General features: G+C 46.0%; 15 protein-coding genes and 1 tRNA gene. 3 read left to right on the top strand and 13 right to left on the bottom strand.

What is annotated here, in order from left to right:
• Nucleotides 1-7: 7 nt before the first annotated feature.
• From WC593_01005 to WC593_00990, 4 genes are all read right to left on the bottom strand, one after another.
• Nucleotides 8-892 (bottom strand): A/G-specific adenine glycosylase, encoded by an 885-nt coding sequence (locus WC593_01005; GenBank protein ID MFA4823714.1) that lies wholly within the window; start codon nucleotides 890-892, stop codon nucleotides 8-10.
• 141 nt (nucleotides 893-1,033) lie between these two features.
• Nucleotides 1,034-2,830, bottom strand: a complete 1,797-nt coding sequence (mutL, locus tag WC593_01000; GenBank protein MFA4823713.1) for a DNA mismatch repair endonuclease MutL — start codon at nucleotides 2,828-2,830, stop codon at nucleotides 1,034-1,036.
• A complete protein-coding gene (mutS, locus tag WC593_00995; protein ID MFA4823712.1) occupies nucleotides 2,827-5,505 on the bottom strand; it encodes a DNA mismatch repair protein MutS in 2,679 nt (892 codons plus the stop codon). Before mutS ends, mutL begins: the two co-directional genes overlap by 4 nt.
• Before the next feature lie 58 nt (nucleotides 5,506-5,563).
• Entirely contained in the window at nucleotides 5,564-6,292 is a 729-nt protein-coding gene (locus tag WC593_00990; GenBank protein MFA4823711.1) for a hypothetical protein, read from the bottom strand.
• A gap of 194 nt (nucleotides 6,293-6,486) precedes the next feature.
• On the opposite strand from WC593_00990, the gene WC593_00985 reads away from it, so the two are divergent.
• Nucleotides 6,487-6,559: transfer RNA gene (locus WC593_00985), tRNA-Thr, on the top strand.
• 56 nt (nucleotides 6,560-6,615) lie between these two features.
• Here WC593_00985 and pseI read toward each other — a convergent pair.
• From pseI to pseB, 8 genes are read right to left on the bottom strand one after another with little or no spacing between them, the layout of a single operon-like run.
• A complete protein-coding gene (pseI, locus tag WC593_00980; GenBank protein MFA4823710.1) occupies nucleotides 6,616-7,662 on the bottom strand; it encodes a pseudaminic acid synthase in 1,047 nt (348 codons plus the stop codon).
• 13 nt (nucleotides 7,663-7,675) lie between these two features.
• Entirely contained in the window at nucleotides 7,676-8,452 is a 777-nt protein-coding gene (locus WC593_00975) for a class I SAM-dependent methyltransferase (protein ID MFA4823709.1), read from the bottom strand.
• 12 nt (nucleotides 8,453-8,464) lie between these two features.
• Complete coding sequence (gene pseG / locus WC593_00970; protein ID MFA4823708.1) at nucleotides 8,465-9,493, bottom strand: UDP-2,4-diacetamido-2,4,6-trideoxy-beta-L-altropyranose hydrolase; 1,029 nt, start codon at nucleotides 9,491-9,493, stop codon at nucleotides 8,465-8,467.
• Nucleotides 9,490-10,806: an aminotransferase class III-fold pyridoxal phosphate-dependent enzyme gene (locus WC593_00965; GenBank protein MFA4823707.1), complete on the bottom strand. Its 1,317-nt coding sequence runs from the start codon at nucleotides 10,804-10,806 to the stop codon at nucleotides 9,490-9,492. The genes pseG and WC593_00965 overlap by 4 nt, the downstream gene beginning before the upstream one ends.
• On the bottom strand, nucleotides 10,806-11,591 hold the full coding sequence (locus tag WC593_00960) for a glycosyltransferase family protein (protein MFA4823706.1): 786 nt from the start codon (nucleotides 11,589-11,591) through the stop codon (nucleotides 10,806-10,808). The genes WC593_00965 and WC593_00960 overlap by 1 nt, the downstream gene beginning before the upstream one ends.
• A 4-nt stretch (nucleotides 11,592-11,595) precedes the next feature.
• The gene (locus WC593_00955) at nucleotides 11,596-12,573 is read right to left on the bottom strand and encodes a Gfo/Idh/MocA family oxidoreductase (GenBank protein ID MFA4823705.1); all 978 of its coding nucleotides are present in this window, start codon (nucleotides 12,571-12,573) and stop codon (nucleotides 11,596-11,598) included.
• Nucleotides 12,570-13,724: a UDP-4-amino-4,6-dideoxy-N-acetyl-beta-L-altrosamine transaminase gene (pseC, locus tag WC593_00950; protein ID MFA4823704.1), complete on the bottom strand. Its 1,155-nt coding sequence runs from the start codon at nucleotides 13,722-13,724 to the stop codon at nucleotides 12,570-12,572. The genes WC593_00955 and pseC overlap by 4 nt, the downstream gene beginning before the upstream one ends.
• 11 nt (nucleotides 13,725-13,735) lie before the next feature.
• Nucleotides 13,736-14,731 carry a UDP-N-acetylglucosamine 4,6-dehydratase (inverting) gene (pseB, locus tag WC593_00945; protein ID MFA4823703.1) on the bottom strand — a complete coding sequence of 332 codons (996 nt, stop codon included), beginning with the start codon at nucleotides 14,729-14,731 and terminating at the stop codon, nucleotides 13,736-13,738.
• A 150-nt stretch (nucleotides 14,732-14,881) separates the two neighbouring features.
• On the opposite strand from pseB, the gene WC593_00940 reads away from it, so the two are divergent.
• Both WC593_00940 and WC593_00935 read left to right on the top strand, forming a co-directional pair.
• The gene (locus WC593_00940) at nucleotides 14,882-16,414 is read left to right on the top strand and encodes a radical SAM protein (protein ID MFA4823702.1); all 1,533 of its coding nucleotides are present in this window, start codon (nucleotides 14,882-14,884) and stop codon (nucleotides 16,412-16,414) included.
• Between the two features lie 119 nt (nucleotides 16,415-16,533).
• Nucleotides 16,534-18,105, top strand: coding sequence for a radical SAM protein (locus WC593_00935; protein MFA4823701.1), 1,572 nt, complete (start codon nucleotides 16,534-16,536; stop codon nucleotides 18,103-18,105).
• Nucleotides 18,106-18,178: 73 nt separating this feature from the next.
• Here WC593_00935 and WC593_00930 read toward each other — a convergent pair whose 3' ends face one another.
• Nucleotides 18,179-20,827, bottom strand: coding sequence for a hypothetical protein (locus tag WC593_00930; GenBank protein MFA4823700.1), 2,649 nt, complete (start codon nucleotides 20,825-20,827; stop codon nucleotides 18,179-18,181).
• Between the last annotated feature and the right edge of the window lie 82 nt (nucleotides 20,828-20,909).

Raw genomic sequence — 20,909 nt, 5'->3', positions numbered from 1 at the left:
GGATATGTCAGGAAACAAGGGAATAACGGTTTTGCAGGCAGCGGATGAAACCCTCGTTTTCCAGTGTCGTGATAATCCGAAAAATCCGGTCTGGATCCTCTCTGGATGCAGCCACAATTTCATGCATTGTAAGATGGGGGGTTCCTAAGAGTAATGCAATAATCCTGCCACGGATCCTCCGGTCCGATCCTTCAAAGGGGGACTGTTTTGTGTAATGGGCGCTCCTCCGGTTTGGATTTGCAACAATTTTTTTAAGCAAGGCACCGAGGTCCATCAGTGCCCAGTACCATATCCGGGGATTATCACGATATACAGCCCTCTCAACAAGCGGGAGTATTTCCGCATCGCTCACGGATGCAGCATCAGAAAAAAAGAAGTGGATGAACACTCTGCGGATATTGGTCTCAATGAATACGACCGGCATATTGAAAGCAAATGCGCAGATCGATGAAGCGGTTGCCCTGCCAATGCCGGGAAACGTCGCAAGCGTATCAGCATCTGCCGGTATCACTCCGCCGAATTCATTCATCACCCGTTGTGCACATTTCTGGAGGGATATCGCCCGCCGGTTATATCCCATACCCTGCCATACTGCAAGGATATTTGCCAGCGGGGCTTGTGCGAGCGTAGCAAAATCAGGAAAGGCTGCGAGAAATTCCGGGTATTTTATCATAACACGCTCCACCTGCGTCTGCTGGAGCATAATCTCAGAGACCAGGATATTGTAAGGATCAGTGGTATTGCGCCACGCCATTGTGCGGCCATGCTGGTGGTAATAGTCAAGTACCATCAGTTGGAACTCTGAAATTCCCGTAACCGTATCAAATTTCTGGGAAAATATGCAATCATCCTCTTCCGGGGTTGTCTGTTGAACAGGTTTTATGGATCTCATAGGGAAAACGGATGATATTTTTTAACATACGATGTTTCCGGGCATGAATAATAATGATTCAGATCGTGACAAAACCGATTATTGTTCCCGATTTATACATTGTTTCAGAAAAAAACTAGAACATGGAACGGGTTAAAGGATCTAGGTACGCTTGAACATCGCATCGAGATCTGCCCTGCTGAACCTTATGATCGTTGGCCTGCCATGCGGACAGGTAAATGGATTCTGCGTAAGCCTCAGCTGATTGATGATGCGTTGGCATTGTTCATGGGTACATACCGTACCAGCCTTGATCGCACCACGGCATGCGATAATCCGGGTAAGTTTTTCCCGGTTGTTCACCGAACGCGAAACATTACTGCCGACCAGATCGCTGATGATCTCATCAATAACTGCGGTATCTTCCATCCTGCCGAGTACCACCGGCACCGCTCGTACAAGGAAGGAGGTTTTGCCGAATTCTTCCAGCACAAATCCCTCCTGTGCCAGGGACGGGAGAAGGTCCCGCAGGAGGGATGCTTCTCTTGGAGTGCAATGGATGATCACCGGGGAGATGAGTTCCTGGGACACGGGACCGGACCGTGAACGGGCGATCACCTGTTCATAGAGAATGCGTTCATGGGCAGCGTGCTGGTCGATGAGCATCAGTTCATCGGTTACGGTGCGGGCGAGGATATAGATCCCGCCAAACTCTCCGATGACTTCCATTGCAGGGAGATGGGACGGTACCGGGGTGAGCCCGGTCACGAGCTCTGTCTGGCGGAGACGTTCATCGGAGTCAATGGTTCCCGCATGTGTAGATTCACAGACGCCAGAGGGTTCCGGACCCGCCGGGATGTATTGCCGGGCCGGTTTACTATCCGGGTAATCCGGGAGAGATATCGGTGACTGAGCAGGGGATTCTACTGCCGGGATCAGGTCATGACTGAGCAAGGCGTCCGATATTGCTTTTTTTATTATTTCGGTAACCTCTTTTTCCCGGGAAATACGCACCAGTTTTTTTGTCGGGTGGACGTTCACATCCACAAGCCCGATATCGATCTGCAACGAGAGGAATGCAACCGGGAACCGGTCTTTGGCAAGAAGGGTGCCATAGCCGGCCCGGACGGCCCCGTTGATGAGGGAGGAGGAGATAAAGCGCCCGTTGATGGATACCAGCATCCGCGCAGCATCCTTTCGGGACAGAGCCGGGCGCGAAATATGTCCGGCCAACTTCATAATAGGAACCGATGCATCGACCGGGATGAGGTGCTCTGCCGTGTCCGTACCAAACAAGCGGGCGATTGTATCGAGAGGGCGCGTTGAACGATCGGTCACCATCTGTTCACGGTTGTTGTAAAAGAGACGGAATGATATTTCCGGATGGGAAAAACAGACTCCTTCCATGATCGTGTGGATATGAGCAAGTTCCGTGTTGACGCTTTTCAAGAATTTTTTCCGGGCCGGGGTATTGAAAAAAAGATCTTCAACAAGGATGCTGGTACCTTCCGGAGCTCCAATACCTATCGTTTCAGTTACCGTACCCCCAGCAACTACCATTCTTGTGCCGGCAACAGTTCCCGAACCGTGGAGCTTGGTGACCAGCGTCACGCGGGACACTGCGGCAATACTGGCGAGGGCTTCGCCACGGAAACCAAGGGTCCGAATGACATCGAGATCTTTGATATCGGTGATCTTGCTGGTCGCGTGCGGTACAAATGCAAGTGCAGCATCCTGAGGTGACATGCCACACCCGTCATCAGTGATACGTATGGAGTTGATTCTGCCATCCGATGCAGAGAGATCTATGCGGATAGTGCGGGCCCCGGCATCGATGGCATTCTCGACCAGCTCCTTGACCACAGATGCCGGGCGCTCCACTACTTCTCCGGCCGCGATCTTGTTAACCGTTGACGGGTCAAGGACATGGATAACCGGGGGGGTCTCTTTGCTGCTCATGGCGTGGTATTCCGGTCCAGCGTCTTTTTCAGTTCGGCAATCTTTGCGAGAGCCTGCATGGGCGTCATCTCATCCGGGTTGATCCGGGCAAGTGCCCGGAGTGTGGGGTGTTCGGCAGGAATGGGACTTTCCGCACGGTCATCGACAAGGAGGATCTGCGTATAGCGCTGGGGACGGGTGCCGGCAGGCACGGCCCGGTTCATGCTGTCAGACAGGAGCACTTCTGCCCGTTCGGTTACTTTTTTTGGTATTCCTGCCAGCCGGGCAACGTGGATACCATAACTCTTGTCCGTAGCGCCGGGGATGAGTTTTCGTAAAAAGACCACTTCTTCTTTGGTTTCCTTAACGGCAAAATGATAATTTTTCACCCGTTTGAGCTGCTCTTCCATGGCGATCAGCTCGTGGAAGTGCGTGGCAAAAAGCGTCTTGGGTCCGGTCGTTGTCTTTCCGTGCAGGAATTCCAGCACCGCTTTTGCAATCGAGCAGCCGTCCACCGTGCTCGTTCCTCTGCCGATCTCATCGAGAATCACCAGGCTTCTGGAAGTGAAATTGTTGAGGATATTTGCCAGTTCGAGCATCTCGACAAAAAAGGTACTCTGCCCGCTTGCGAGGTCGTCAAATGCCCCCACCCGCGTGAAAACCCGGTCAAGGATGCCGATGCCGGCGTGGCGGGCGGGGACAAAACTCCCGGCCTGTGCCATGATGCAGCAGAGGGCGACCGTGCGCATATATGTGGACTTGCCTGCCATGTTGGCCCCGGTGATGATCATGATCTGGGTCTGGCTGCCCGAAAGTTCGGTATCATTGGGGACAAATCCTCCCGCAACGCCCTGCTCAACCACCGGGTGACGCCCGTCACGGATCATGATCGCGTCACCGTCATTGAGCTGCGGGCGCACATAGTCCCGGGTCTGGGCAACTTCGGCCAGCGCTGCAGCAACATCGAGTGTTGCGATACCTGCGGCAATTGACTGGAGGGCATCAACCTGTTTCTGCAGGGTTTCTATAAGAGAGGTATAGAGCTCCCGTTCGAGCGCAAGTACCCGCTCATCGGCATTCGTGATGAGGGTCTCTTTCTCCCGGAGTGCGGGAAGCGTGTACCGTTCACCGGTCGCCGTGGTCTGTTTGCGTTCATAATGCGCCGGAACAAGGTGCAGGTTGGGCTTGGTGATATCGATGTAATAGCCAAAGATCCGGTTGTACCCGATTTTCAATGATTTGATACCCGTCAGCTCCCGTTCGTTTGCCTGCAGTTCAACAATCCAGTCCTTGCCGGAATGCAGGACAACAGTGATCTCATCGAGCGCCGGGGAATAGCCACGCCGGATCACGCCGCCATTGCGGGCGATTACCGGGGGTTCGTCAACGATTGCTCTCTGTATAAGATCAATGGTCTCCGGAAGATCCCGGATCTGTTCGAGCGCTTCCTGCAACAACCGGGGCGGGTTTTTGTCAGCGTGTTCCGCTAATGGTTTCCTGAGCTCCGGCAGCGTCCGGAGAGAATCTGCAAGGGCGAGGAGATCCCGTGGCCCGGCATTGCCGTATGCAATACGGGCGGCAATCCGTTCAATATCCGCGACACGGGTGAGATGAGAACGAAGGGAAAGCCGTTCTGCGGTATGTCCTGCAAGATATTCGACCGCATCGAGGCGGTTATTGATCGTGTTAATGTCGGTGAGCGGGCGGGTGAGATGACGGCTTAAGAGCCGGCTGCCCATCGGGGTTTTTGTGAGATTTACGCTGGAGAAGAGGGTTGCGCCTTTTGATCCCCCGCGAATGCTCTCCATCACTTCGAGATTGCGCAGGGTGATGGCATCAAGCATCATGCTCTGGGCTGATGTGCGCTGTGACATGCTGGAGATATGGGGGAGCGGGGAGTACTGGGTCTCCTGTGCATAGGCAAGCGCTGCGCCGGCAGCACCTATCGCAGCCGGTTCACCGTCACACCCATACCCGGCCAGCGAACTCACGCGGAAGTGGGATGTTAAGAGACGGTTTGCCCGTTCCTCATCAAATTGTGCATCCGGCACCCGCGAGACCAGAACCCCGCGCTCCTGTATCCTGTCTTTCAAATCCTCCGTTACTGTGAATGGCAGGATGCATTCTGCCGGATGATACCGGGCTATTTCTGACAGGAGGTTCTGGTGATGGTCGTCCTGGTCAATGGTGGTGACAAAAAATTCTCCGGTTGATATATCGAGAAGCGCAATCCCCCACGATTTTTTCCGGTCGTCAGGACAGATGGCCATCAGGTACGTGGCTGCGGATGAGGATAGCATGGATGAATCGATTACCGTGCCGGGAGTAATCACCCGCACAATCTCCCGCTTTACGATCCCTTTTGCCGTTTTGGGATCTTCGACCTGATCGCAGATTGCTACCTTGTAACCTTTGCTGATCAGCTTTGCAATATAACCATCAATCGCGTGATAGGGTACCCCGGCAAGCGGAATGGGATTGTCACCGATCTTTGACCGGGATGTGAGCACGATCTCCAGTTCCCGGGAAATGATCTTTGCATCTTCTTCAAAGGTTTCATAAAAATCACCGATACGAAACAGGAGGACGGTATCTGCAAATTTTTCCTTGAGCTCACGGTACTGTCGCATTACCGGGGTTAGGCGGGGACCTGCCAGTGCATCATCGGGTTCTGCCTGTGGAGACTCACGGACCATGGGTGCAGAAATGTAGCCTTCCGGATCAATTAATACCGATCTTTCATGCATTCGATGTTCATGGAGCGTTGCGGTAGAGACATACAATGATAAGGGGAGACGAAAGCACCAGTGCTATCAGCCCGAAGCCAAGTCCGAGCGCAAAACCCATTCCAATGATACCTGCAATCTCTGAAAGAATACTGACAGCCCATGGGATCTGGCTCCAGATTACAAGCAAGCCCGAGACTGCAAGGATGCATATTCCAATCGCTGCATTCCTGAAATCCTGCATACTCGGCGCCACCGAAAGGATGAGGCTGAGGACCAGGTAAAGGTAGAGAAGGAACCATGCATTGAACTGCACTACAAGGTTCCGGGTAAATATCCCCAGAATCCCCCCTCCCATGAGTATCACGGTATCGGGCGAATCGATGGAAAGCGGAAGATTGGGAAACGAACAGCCGAAATACGTTGAAAAAAGCCATGTGCACAACGAGAGGACAAGCGGGATGCAGAAGAGCGGTGCGGTGCTGATAACAACATCGCCGATTACCGGAATTACCGGCGGGCTGTGGGTTACAGATCCGCCCTCTTTGGAAAAAAGAACCACGTTACGGATTTTTGCACCGGTGAGCAGACAACCAAGGATATGAGTGCATTCATGGACTACAACGCCGGGTGCACGCAGGAAATAGTAAAAAAACCTGACAGGCATACACCGGGCCCAGAGAAAATCCAGTGCCAGCGATAAGAGTATCACAACAATGCCAGTAGCGATGACAAGGAGAAAACCGGCAGATTCCATGAAATAATCCTTAATCTGTACTGTTGGGGGCTTTTATTAAAATATGAGCGATGATTGTACGGAACTGCTGAAAGGTTCATCATGTGAGACCCACCATAAGACAAAATTCCGCCAGAATGGTTCATCAATTCCATACGTAAACGATTCGCAATCAGCACCATCTTTTTTACCAGTTAATTCCTATAGTATATGGCGCCTCAGTGGCTTAGTTGGCAGAGCGGCTGACTTGTAATCAGCAGGTCCCGTGTTCAAATCACGGCTGAGGCTTTTTTTAATCTCATTACAAAAATTTTAAAAAAAATTCACTCCGAAAAAAGAGTGAATTACTGTATGAGATCCCAGTGCAACGGAGTTCCCCTACAAATACTCTTTTTCGCTCGTCTTCCAAGAATATTATGAAGATGTTTTGGCAAGAGCCCGTATCCTGGACGAATGGATCGTATATTCTTCTGGGTAAACACTTCCCCCTCTGCAATATCTTCAACTACAAACAATGATCTCCGGAAAACCCTGCTTGCAATTTCGTGTTCGGTCGCGGTATAAGTTATACTGCCTAATGCTCTCTCGATCACACGGATTGAATCAACCATTGTTTTGAATTCCTGTGGCTCGAGCGAGAAACTGCTGTCAGGCCCGGGGGTATTCCGTGACAGGGTGAAGTGTTTCTCCACAATGCAAGCCCCGAGAGCAACGGCTGCGATGGGAATCGTAGTACCCAAAGTGTGATCGGAGATCCCTGCAGGTACATTAAATTTTGCTGCCATATCAGGAATGGTCTTCAGATTCATGTCATCCGGGAGGGCGGGGTATGCACTTGTGCATTTCAGGAGTGCTATCTGATCATTACCCTCATGCCGGATGGCTTCAACCGCTTCTTCAATTTCTTCAAGTGATGCCATACCGGTTGACATGATGATCGGCTTACCTACCCGGGCAATCCTCTGTATAAGCGGGATATCGACAATCTCAAAAGAAGCAATTTTGTATACCGGGACATCCATCTGCTGGAGGAAGTCAACGGAAGAGGGATCGAAAGGTGTGGAGAAAAAATGGAGACCTGCCGCTAGTGCAATTTTCTGGAGTTTTGGTTGCCATTCCCAGGGAGTATAGGCTTCACCGTACAGGTCATGCAGATTTTTTCCTTCCCACTGGGTCCCTTTACCGATCCGGAAATATTCATTGTTGCACTCGATCGTCAGGGTATCCGGTGTATAGGTCTGGATTTTTACTGCATCGGCACCTGCTTCTTTTGCAGCATAGATCAGCTTCACCGCTTCATTGAAGTCCTGGTTGTGGTTGGCAGAAAGCTCGGCGATGATATACACACGATGTCCATGGCCAATCCTTTTTGCATTTATGGAGAAATCCATCGATGTAATCCTTTTATTCCAAAAGTTTGCGCCAAATCCAGATTCTACCCTGGCCAATATCGCCGTATGACGGGAGACTAAGCGCCAACCGGTTTATTTGAGAGTCATAATCGGGATCTTTCTTTTCCTGTTGTGCGAGCCATGCATTGATAATGCGGCTTAGGAAATAATAAGTAGAACTGTAATAATCAATTTTTTCCAAGGTGATATCAAGAGGGTTGAAATTGTTGATCTCATCATCCCTGATATACCGGTTATGCCATGGGGGAGTAATTTCCGGCAACAATATCTCCTTCCGGTACTGGTTTATCTTATCAAGACCATCTTGGCTGTTTTCACACATCAAATATCTCCCACCGGGTTTCAGCAGAGAGAGAATCAGACTAATTGCTTCTTTTTGTGCCTCCCAATTGGGCAGATTGATAATCATCCTTTCTGTGTAAATGATATCATATTTGTGGCTGTGAAACTTCAGGTTCTGGATATCACCGGTCTGAAAATTCACCGACCCTTTGAAAGTAATATCCTTTGAGAGTTTTTTTGCAGATTGTATCATCTCTTCTGCAAAATCTATTCCAGAAACGCGGCTGTTGAATCTCCTTGCCAGCTCCATGGCAGTAATTCCATTTCCGCATCCGAAATCCAAAATATCCATCCCATCAGTAATATAAGAAATAATCGCCTTGATCTCGAGTTCTTTTGCAATGAGATCCCGGCTTCCCGCCCATAAACCGCGATCTGCCTGAGTGTTCCAGAAATTTCTTATATCCATATTTTTGTCGTTACTCATTTCAATTACTTTTTACGCATTCATCTGTTGAATAATTTTTCGTGCCCCATTTCCGTCTGTCAGCAGCCGGGCGTTATGGCACAGGATAGACCGGTTCTTCTTATCGAACAGTAGTGCAGTTATCTTCAAGACCAGATCCTCATGAGTTACATCTTCGAACCATCCGGCATATTCGGTAATTTTGCCTGCAAACAGGGACTCTGAAGATTTGCGCTGATTTTCTGCTAGAGCAATAATGCAGGACGGTAGCCCCATGAAAGCGAGTTCCCAGCACGTACTTCCTCCTGCGGAAATCGCAATATCCGCCCAAGCCATCAGTTCAGGCATATTCTCGGCATTTTTTATCAGTCTGAAGCCGGCTTGATCATTCACCGCTTCGCAAAGCCGGTCGAAATTCTGGTTTGCACCCCCTACAACCACGGTAACTTCGAGATCACTCACATCGATTTCTTTTACGGCTTCAATAACTTTGAGAGTGACATTCGCCGGATCACTTCCCCCGAGTGTAATGAGAATCTTTCGGGCAACTTCCTTATGATCCCGACGCCAGCCGGACCATACCAAGAATTCCTTTCTTAAAAGGGCATATCTCGTTCCAAGAGCGAACCGGGTGTATGGTTCATGCTGCCCGTATAAGGACATGCAGGCAGACATATTCTGATTGAGGACAATGTCCGCGTAGTAATGATCTGCATGCCCGTAATCGTCAAGAAAAAGGAGAGATAATCCAGAATCTTTGATTCGTTTCTGGTAATCCGCATCAAATGAATAGCCGTCGACTACAATCCACTTTGCACCAATAGAAAAGGCGATCCGCGCCGTTTCATCTGCATCACCTGATGATCCTGCCACCGGGCTTATGTGGATGATCTTGATCCCTTCATTTTTCATGCGTGCCCCCAAGGCAGGAGAATCAAATGTAGAGACAAAGACAACATCCCCACCATTATCCTGCCATGCCTCTGCAAGGGCAAGACACCGCATAACATGTCCGGTTCCAATCTCCGGGCTTGCGTCGGCACGAATGACAAGCGGCATCATGTAAGGCGGTGAAAACCCGGTTTTGCAACGGGCCCTTTAAGCATCTTGCCAAGATTACCATTGTCAAGACCACTTGAAATCATCTCAAATACCTCATCGGTTGCTTTTAGATACCGCTGGACATGCTCTTTCTGGTGTGCATACGAGGCATAGAATGATTTTCCGGCAAGGAATCCTTTATCGAGCATCATTTGTGTATACAGGGTCTGCACCAGAGGCCCGGTCTCTCCTTTCGCTGAAAAATGACTGAGTGGAGGAATTCCTCCGATATCTATATCGATCTGCTTGTCTTCAGCAGCAAGTTGCCATCCTTCCTGCACGGCAGTTCCCGTTTTTACGAGATGTTCCGGAACATTGCACTGCTCATATTTTTCAATCGTAGCAAGTGCAGCAACGGGTCCAATTCCTTCAGTCCAGTACGTACTGCTGATGAAGGTATCCTGAGACGACTGCATCGTTTCTTCCTTTCCGATAATCGCTGCCATAGGATAACCATTACTCATTGCCTTTGCAAATACCGCAATATCAGGATTTATTCCATATAGCGGATGAGCTCCTCCCGTTCTGAGACGAAAACCGGAAGAAACCTCATCAACTATGAGCACCGCTTCGTTCTGCCGGGCGATATTCTGTACTGCCTGAATAAAAACCGGTGTGGGTTTGTGATCCCGGATAGGTTCCATGATAATCGCAGCGAGTTTTCCTTCGTGTTTACCGGCAATGGCCTCGAGTTCCTCTGGATGATTATACTGAAAAGGTACGGATGTACCGGTCAGGCCCCGTGGAACCCCGGCGGGTGCAAGACCCGGAAGGAGATGACCGTCAAGATGCTGGTCATCAGCAAGGTTTGCCGCAAGGTACCAGTCATGCCACCCGTGATACCCGCAGAATGCAACGATATCCTTCTTTGTATGTGCCCGTGCTATCCTTACCGCAATTGCCATGGCCTCTCCGCCGCACCGGGCATACCGGACCTGCCCGGCCCACGGATGCAGGTGGATTAATTTTTCAGCAAGTTCGACTTCTTCGGGCGAGTTCAGAGTGCACATGGATCCGTTATCGATCCGGGCTTTCACTGCAGTGTCAACATCAGGGTCCGCATAACCGAGAGGACATGCCCCAATACCCATGATCGACATATCGAGGTAATGATTATTGTCCATATCCCATACATCGGCTCCTTTAGCCTTACGGTAATAGGAAGGCCAGTAATCGGGAAGGAACTGTTCACTCCGTTTGGAGAGAAGCTGGCTTCCGCCGGGAATAATCTTTTTTGCTTTCCGCCACAAGTCGGCACCAGAATTTGTTTTCATCAAGATAAGTCACCTCGAATTACCGATTCCCGGGAAAGGGATTTTTCGTATCCTTCATTTCTCTTAATGTGAGAGTTGATTTTTTCCAGTTCCGGTTTCTGTGCCAGCAAATTAAGGATATCGGTCATTAGAAAAATTCCTGATGGGTTGTAAAGGCATAGGTAGATCTGTTTAATGAAGGCATAATCTTCCGGATTATCGAGAGTCCATCTTAGTGCAGAAAGATCAGTCGGGTTCCGGATATTGGTCTTTCTTACGAAGGGATCTTTCCGGATAAACGGAGTCACATGTTCACGTTCCGAGAGAAGCGTAGCTTTTTCATGAGCAGCAAACAGGATATCACGGGCGATCACTTCAACATCGAGTCCGTCAGGAAATGTGGGGGGATCTGTGTTGGATACATAGTCATAACTGCCGGAATGCATCAAAGCAACAGCCATATCGATAACTTGGGGATCGATCAATGGACAATCCGCGGTAATCCTGACAATAGAATCTATGTTGCCGAAGGTTTTTTCGAGAAATTCCACGGAATCACAATATCTTCTGAGAACATCATTTGCATCCCCGCGAAAGACCAGAATATTCCATTCGTGGCATAATGATTCGATCACGTCGTCTTCCGGATTCGTTGTCGTCGCGACTAGGATGGCATCCGGTAACGATGCATGCTGTACGCGGTGTATTACGTGCCAGAGAACGGGTTTACCGCTGATATCCTTGATCACCTTTCCAGGAAGCCTCGTGGAACCCATCCGGGCCTGGATGATGACTGCGGTGACCAAGATCTCATTCCCCTTTTGCGGTTAATGCAATGTCAAGAATTTTCGCCGCATTTTCAAGAGAGGATTCGGGATTTCTATTCAGTGTGAGGCACTTAAGAAATTCCTGCATCTCGGCTACGTACAGGTCATTAACGGTAAAAGTATCCGCATACGCGAATTTTTTTTCAGTATCATCGGTATACGTGATTACATGCTTGCCAAAGACCCATTCTATAGTATTACCGTCTTTAAGGCAGATTTTGCACCGTCTGCAGTACCGACGCTGGAGATAATCCGAATGGATTGTCACGATTTTATCGGGATACCGAAACTGAAACTCAGCAGTATCCTCGACATCGATCTGAAAATTGCTGTAGGTCCCGTAAGAGCACCGGACGTTTGCAGGATCCCCAAAAAGCCAGCAGGCATAGTCGATCTCGTGGACATCGTCAAGGATAATTCCCCCACCCATAGAACGGTTCGCACTATACGTCATACGGTAATTGGTTCCGGGTCTCCAGGTTGGCATATGTGAACCGCTTTCTATCTGGGCAAATGCAACATTTTCAGGAGACAGGTTTTTTTTAAGATAGAGCAGGCCCGGTTCGTACCGTAGCATAAAACCTCCCATGCCGATAAGACTTTTTTTCTTTACATCGTTGAGAAGTTTATCCACACCCTGACGGTTATGGGACATCGGTTTTTCTATGAATACGTGCAATCCTGCGTCAACGGCTTTTTGCGCGGATGGAATATGAAGGTGGTTCGGCGTGCAGATAATTGCCGCATCGAACTCATCTTTATCCAAGGCGGCATCCAAATCCACCACGGGGTTCCAGGAATTATTGGCACAGGACGTCTTGAGTAGCGCCAGATTGACATCGGTCACACTGATATCCGCACCGAGTTTTACGAGGTTTGCAGCATGCCGCTGTCCGATGGACCCTGCACCAACAACAATAATCTTTTTTCGCGATTCAGGATCTGAACATTTTTCGGTCATACTCGTCCTGAGGAGGAGATCTGTTGCACTGCATTTTTCAGCGTTTCAACGATAAACACAACATCTTCTTCGCGCAATCCCGGGTATAAAGGCAAAGTAAGGATACGCCGGAATATATCTTCAGTCACCGGGTATAGATTGTGATTTTGGGGATGGTTCTTCCGGTAATAACTAAAATGATATGTCGGAATATAGTGAAGATTAACACCGATATTATGTGATTTGAGGTAGGAGTAGACAGCATCCCGTTTTACACCAGAAAGGAGAACGGTGTACAAGTGCCAGGCGTGGGTCACATCATTCCTAGTAAGGGGAATTTCGATCTGGGGAATATCCTGCAGCAGCTCCTGGTAAAGCCGGGACAGGTAGGTTCTTTTTTGTACAAACGCGTCGATTTTTTTAACCTGGGATATTCCAAGCGCTGCCTGAATATCCGTTATCCGGTAATTTCTCCCAAGAGTTACCATATCATATGCCCAGGATGCACCGGTTTCAGAGAGTTGATGCGCGGTCTTGTCAATCCCATGTGAGCGGAGAAGCCGCAATGTATCAGCCCGACTGGAATCATTGGTTGTTACCATTCCACCTTCACCGGTTGTGATCAATTTAACCGGGTGAAACGATAAAATGGTCATGTCGGCAAGAGTTCCGATCTTCTTTCCCCGGTATCCCGCACCCAGTGCATGGCAGGCATCCTCAATCATCAGGAGATTATTATCATAACTGATCTCCCGTAGTTCGGCAATGTCGCAGGGATGGCCGGCAAAATCAACAAAAATGATCGCTCCCGTCTTCTTTGTGATTTTCTTCCGGACATCCACCGGGTCAATATTACGGGTATCTCCAGTTATATCAGCATACACCGGGACCAGGCCATTATAGAGAAGTGCATTACTTGTAGCTGCAAAGGTGAAAGGAGTTGTGATCACTTCAGTCCCTTTTGGAAGTTCGAGTGATTGAACCGCGATATCGAGTGCACTGGTCCCACTATTCACTGCAACTGCGTGCTGACAACCGCTATAGTTACAGATCGAACGCTCGAATTCATCGACTTTCGGTCCTGTAGTCAGCCAGTCACTGTGGAGAACATCAATAACTGCATGGATATCCTCGTCATCGATTGATTGACGCCCATAAGGAATCGAATTCATAAAAACCGTAACTATTCTTTTTTCGTCACTTCATCCACGGCAATAATCTTTTTCAAGTCTTCATTACTCAGCCATATGGTATTTGAATCACTTGCATACCTGAAACCTTCAGGCAATGCTTTGCCCCCACCGCCGTTATTCTTGCTCCAGAATCGATGTTCCGGTTCAATAACAAAACCATAGTCATATTCTTTTGCATGACGGGCTTCATCTTCTGTCAGCAACACTTCATGAAGTTTCTCTCCTGCCCTAATTCCCATATATTCTTTTTTGATATTTGGTGCAATTGCATCTGCTAGATCGGTCAAACGCATGCTCGGAATTTTTGGGATAAAAATCTCACCACCCTTCATTATTTCGATCGAGTTCATTACAAAACGAACACCTTGATCAAGCGAGATCCAGAATCGGGTCATCTTTTCATCAGTTATGGTAATGACTCCCTTTTTCTGCTGTTCCTTAAATAAGGGGATAACACTTCCGCGGCTACCGATCACATTTCCATAACGGACACAGCTGAACCAAGGTGTTTTTCCACCAGAATACGAATTTCCCTGAATACCCAGCTTTTCAGCAACCATCTTTGTCGCGCCGTAAAGATTGACCGGATGGACTGCTTTATCAGTACTGATTAGCATTACTTTATTTACATTATTGTCAATAGCAGCGTCAATGAGATTGATTGTTCCATCAATATTTGTTTTGACCGCCTCAATCGGATTGTATTCACAAGCGGGAACCTGTTTCATCGCTGCTGCGTGCACGACAATGTCCACTCCTCGCATTGCTCGATATAAGCGGTTTTTGTCCCTTACATCCCCGATTAAATAACTCATCCGGGGATCGGTAAATATCTGGCTCATCTGCATCTGCATCAATTCACCACGGGAATAAATGCGGATACTTTTTGGGGAACATTCCCTTAGCAGTATTTCTGTAAATTTTTGTCCAAACGATCCTGTGCCACCGGTGACAAGTATCGTTTTTCCGTCAAAACATGAGGACATATGGTATAATATTATCACTCATCCCATTTTATGCATTGGGGACTCGGGTTTGCAATGAAAGGAGTCCTTCCAATGAATCATGTCAATTGTTGGACTGCCTCATTCAATAATTACGAATGTATAAAATCGTTAAAAGCAAATAAAGTTTCAATGAAGATTGCTCTACTGAGTACGCCAACACGGACTTCCGTACCGAATACAGTTCCCCCCCTTGGCATAATGTATCTGGCACCCTGTTTACGTAAAAAAGGTCACATTGTCAAGATCCTCGACATCGCAAAAACACGACAATCCAATAAAACTACAATCGATGATTTAAATATTTTTCAACCGGATTTAATCGCTATCAGCGGTATTATCACAGCCTACAAATTTATCCACGGGTTGACGCATGATCTAAAACTTGCTTTCCCGTCAATTCCGATTGTAATTGGAGGCCACATCTCCCTTGAAAATACAGAGTTGCTGCTTAAAAGCGTGGGATGTGATTATACAATCGTCGGATATGGTGAGAAGAAGATTGTATATTTAGTTGAATTTTTGGAGGGAAAACGGGAAATCACCGATATCCCCGGGTTATCTTACCTAAAAGAAGGGGCGATTCAAACCAACCCGGGAACGGTTTTCTTTGAGAACATTGACGATGTACCTCATCCGTCGTATGATCTCATTGATATGGAATATTACATTACCGTCGATAAAACAAATCCCACACTAAATCAATATTTGATCAAAACGGGAAAACCTGTCCCCCCTATGCGAAGCTTTAGTGTGATCGGCGCACGTGGGTGTACAGACAGGTGTACCTTTTGTGTGCACGAATTTGATTATAAGGGTTTTCATGTTCATTCTATCGAATACGTAATGGCTAATGTACAGATTCTTTATGAACAATTTGGGGTTCGCATCTTTGCATTTGGAGAAGACTTGTTCTTGTACAAACTCGATCAAGTCAGGGAACTGGTTGTAGCGATGAACACACGTTTCCCTGATGCATATTTTTCCTGCTCAACACGAGCAGATTATGTCACACGCGATTTACTTCGCATCTTGGAACGATCAAATTGCTATGCACTACTTTATGGATTTGAATCGGGAGATATTGCCATCTTGAAAATCCTTGGGAAACGTATGATCCCGAATACAAATGTGAATGCATTCAAATTAATCAAAGAAACGAATATTATACCACTATGTTCTTTCATGGTTGGCAGTCCCGGGGAGACTTCGGATTCCATAAAGAATACTATTTCTGCAATTAAGAGCGCAGGCATCGTTGAAGGAGGCATGTTTTTTACCACACCATATCCAGGCTCTCGCTTGTTCCGATGGTGCAGGGAACAAGGGCGCATTAATGATGTTGAATCATATTTATTGATGATTTCCAACCGAGATGCAAGCATATTGAGTATAAATTTTACACCTTATCCGGATATAATTATTAAAATGATGTATATCATGGTCCAGAACTCTTTTCAGGAAAATCAAAAAGCTGCCGATAAAACGTACAGAATGGGATATAAAAATCGTATTCTCAAACACGGGATTGTTCCAATAATTTATAATTCATATTTCTTTGCAAGACGCTGTTTGTCCCAAATAATTCCCCGTTATAAAAAAGACACGATCCCATTCGAATTGAATTCACGAGAAACCGTGCGATTGTCCAGCGATCCTAGATGAAATGGGAGAGTTTCGATTTCCTCGATTACATAAACAACGTCTCATAACAAATCGTAGAATAATCAGAAGGATATCTGGAAAGGCTCAAATAAGAATCCGGCAGATCATATCCGCTAATTATGATATTTCCGATAAATGAGATCAATCGAAATGGGCCGGTTGTGTTAATAAGCCAGACCATCCAGTTTTCCGTCCCCTTCTCTTTTGCATATCTGGCGGGATATCTTAAAGCGCAGGGTGAAGAGGTAACCATTTTATTCAGGCCTTCAGATCCTCATCGGTTTCCAGAATTGGTTCAGGAAATCAAAAAATTAAATCCAGTTCTCATCGCGTTGGGGAGTTTATATCCTGAATTGGACGATATTAAACGAATAATCGGACTTTTAAAAAATTCTGGATGTACTGTCCCTATTGTCATTGGGGGACAGATGGTCACACCGATACCGGAATTTGCGGTGAGAATTACCCGGGCTGATATCGGTGTCATTGGCGAGGGAGAAATCATCCTCTACGAACTTGTACGGGCAATCAGAGAAGAAAAAGATATCTTATCAGTAAAAGGACTTGCAGTGAATACTGGTGAAGGCGTTGTTTTAACCGGTGAAGGGGATTTTATAAGCGACCTGTCCAGTCTTCCACCAATTCCGTACGAGCTGTTTCCAGAAGACTGGATAACAATCGGAAAATGGCATGCAGAACATTACCCCCTTCCCTTCTACCGGTATAATGACCGCATAATTACCGTTCATGGGGGACGGGGTTGTCCGTTCAGATGCAATTTCTGCTACCATCATAGTAAACCGCGATATCGTCCGATCTCAATTATTATGGCAGAAGCAAAAGAAGCCTTGGATCGATTTGACGGCAATATGATTGATTTCTCTGATGATCTAGTGTTGGCAACACCTCAGAGAGCATGGCAATTGGTCAATGTGATGAAAACATGGAATAAAAAAATTTCCTATAAAGTTTCAACGCGATTTGATATTCTCACGAGAATGGAGGATGCGCTATTAAAAGAACTGAAAGATTCCGGATGCCGGGTGATAAGTTTGGGGGTCGAATCGGGATCGAATCGGATGCTGAAAATTATCGGTAAGAATACAACATCCGAAAATATTCTCAATCAGTTAGATCGGCTTAAGAAAGCGGGGATACTGGTCAACCTCTCGATCATGGTAGGCCAGTATACCGAGACCAAAGAAGATGTTGAAGCGTCAATTCTCTTAATGCAGCGATCAGTACGCAATAACCCGAACCTGACGTATCATTTTATGATAACTACCCCATTCCCTGGATCGGAATTATATAATCTATTATTTAAACAAGGATTAATCCAGAACCATGAGGATTTTTTTGATAGGTATTTCGCTAAAATTACAGAGAAAAACAAATGGGCCCAGATATTCAATCTCTCATCTATGACCGAGCCCGAAGTAATGGCGATGTATTCCCTCATCAATAAACAATATGCCCGGGAGAAGAGACAGAACATCAATATCATTGCTCTGGGGATCGAATATATGCAGCCGAAGATTGGTGCATTGAATGAATTTATCAATAAAACAATCTTTTATCGGTACCGGGACAATTCAATCGTAAATTCAATCAACAGTGTGTATTCAGGGATTTATGGATGTATTCAAAATTCACTCGATAACACCCGGTTAAAATTACGAGGTATATATTAGCGTCTTATGTAAACCAACCCCAATCGACAAAATTTCCTGAACTGACAAAGTAGTATACCGTGATTGAAACGCCCTATTCCAGGTACACCGTATTTTTATTGATCTGTAATATTTTTCTGACCTCCTCAGAAGCACGATTATTGCAGTTATGGTCCATTTTATATACTCCAAACTGCTCAAGGAATTCGGTATTCTGATTGTCAATACGATCCGAAGTTACATCATCATCGCGTAAACGGGTTGCTAAATGCTGGATAAAATCATCAAGGACATCAGTGACATATGCACGCTTTTTCAGAAGGTATAATGGATATTCATCGACAGGCGATACGCCTGAATACACATAGAGATCTTTTGTTGTGGCCAGAGCCTCCAGAATTCCAGTTGAGATAAGGTCAAAAATAAGAATATCGGATTCATCGATCAGGTCTGACAACGGTTTTTCGTGGGTAATTAGTCTGACATTTTTTATATCATGATCCTCACTGAACATCCGGAGGGGTTGTTTGGACCGGTGGGATGGATGTAATTTGATAGTGAATTCATAATCTGGAAATGCTGAGGATAATATGAGAAGTTCTTTTTGTACGGACCAGATATGCTCATCCCACGATCTTTGGTTCTGGCGGGTATATACTCCCAGATAGTTTTGCAGATAAGATGTTGTGACAAATAATACTCTATTTTTTTTAGGAGAACGCGTAATTGTTTTTTTTGCGGCTTTCATGTTTTGAATGAGCCACCTATCCACGGATGCAGATCCTACGGGTCGAAACGGCGGGCATGAAGCACGTGCATATTTTTTACAGGTATCTTCATAGCTCCTGGCAACACCATCGCCAAAAACAAGATGCAGATCGGAACCCGCAAATTCAATATGAGGCATAATTGGAAGATAGGTATAACCTGCACCGCCGTGCTGCCAGGATATAACGGGAATGTGCATGTCACGCGTTGCCCGGACTACTGTATTATCCAAGGCAGTCGGATGAACCGAGATAAGGAGGCACTGTATTTGATGATCGTGTATGTATTTTTGGACGAAAAAATAGCCGGCGTTGCATTCTTCAATAGATTTGCAGATAAAACGGGTCAACCGGCTCAAGACAACAGTTGAGAGGTTTATAGAATATGATAATGTTAAATTGGTATCATAATACTTTTGTATTGATTCCGAGATGTTTGAAGTATATTCTTGTGAAAGTCCATAGTTGTTATGAGAAAGGACACTTTTTTTTATTACAGTGCCATCCAAGCGCAAGATATTAGAGCGTACGGTTTCATTCAGCTCTGGGAGACACTCATCCCAGTTATAGCCGCTGCCATAAATCAAAAGAGAACGATCAGCATGACGTATAATTGTAGAAAATATCATTTTGATTGCGGCGAAAAGACCGCGTTTTTTATAGGTCAGACCCGTATTTATCACAAGGGCCTGTGAAAGAAATGATTGAATCCCTCTTGATATTATCCGCTGAACGAAATTAGAGTGAAAAAAATGATCTGGGAGCTGATGTTCCCCAAGATATTTGATATGGATCGGAATACCCCAGTCTCCGGATTCCAGGATTTCAGCATAAACGGATTCTTCGTTGTTTATTGGATGGAAATAATCTATTCCCTTCCCGGCAGCAGCAAAAATTATCAGAGAATCCGGTTTTTCGGACTCGATAATTTTTTGAAGGGTTCTCGTATGAATGAAAAGCACATCAAGCAGAATTTTAATATTTAAAAAATTGTCCTCTCCAGGCCGGATCGTTTTCGTACCAAACCGTTCGGTAAAAGAGCGATCAATAATCCCGCATAATGTATGGGTGTGGTCAAAATTCTCCATCCCGAACCGGGTGAATTCTTCCGCATCGTAAAAATCATCCTTCGTTTTATAGGGGACATTCAATCGCTCTAATGCATACGTAGAATAAGGATGGAGTGAAACAAATTGAACAATTCCTCCCGCCTTTTTTACCCATTCTAATGCAGATTCAACCCCTGCAACATTTTCAACGAGAACACTTGTTTTTAGGGAATAATAATTTCGGTATACCTTAAAAATTGAGTCAATTGACCACTTCATATCAGGTATGGAATCTTTTAGAATTTGGATTATTTTTGAAATTTCATGATACTTTTCTATCGATTGGAAGGAGAGATCAATATCAGGAGCCGCTCGTTCAGGTTCAACATTAATGACACCTGAATCATATTCTGTCAATTTTGCATCAAAAAAATCCTGTCGATTTTTCAAATCAGAATGGGTTTTTTTAAATTGTTCCAAAAAAGAGGTATCAATAATTTCCGCCCCGATGCCAGTTGCGTACATATTTTTTTTATAGTTTTTGTGATTAAAAGAGTAAAACCGGTTGAGTTTATTATGAAGGGAAACCAGGGTATCAATTTCTTTTGCTGATATTAGGAGATTTTCAGGGTTAATTAACACAATTTTTTCAATGGATTTTGTTTTTGCAATTTGAAGGATTGTTGAAAAAAAATCGGCATCATCCACAAAGAAAACATTGATCTTTTCACTGTTTTTTATATTAAGTCTCAGAAAAAGATCTTGAAATTTTTTATCCATTAATATATTGATTGAATCGAGTGATTTTGTCTGGCAGAGTCTTGGAACAAAAACCGAATGAAAATGGATACTATACGATTTAATTTCATCATGAATCAGATTAAAAAATTTATCATCGAAAAGAATGAATCCGGAAGGATCTTGCATATCGTAAAAATATGTTCATGGGTCTAAAAATACTTGATGATTGTTTAAAGGTTGATTTTTATTATATCTTTATTATTGAAGT

Origin of the sequence: Methanoregula sp., assembly GCA_041645435.1 — an archaeon.
Taxonomy (GTDB): domain Archaea; phylum Halobacteriota; class Methanomicrobia; order Methanomicrobiales; family Methanospirillaceae; genus Methanoregula.
The sequence above is the reverse complement of the archived record's forward strand: the minus strand, read 5'-3'. Positions and strand labels throughout refer to the sequence as shown.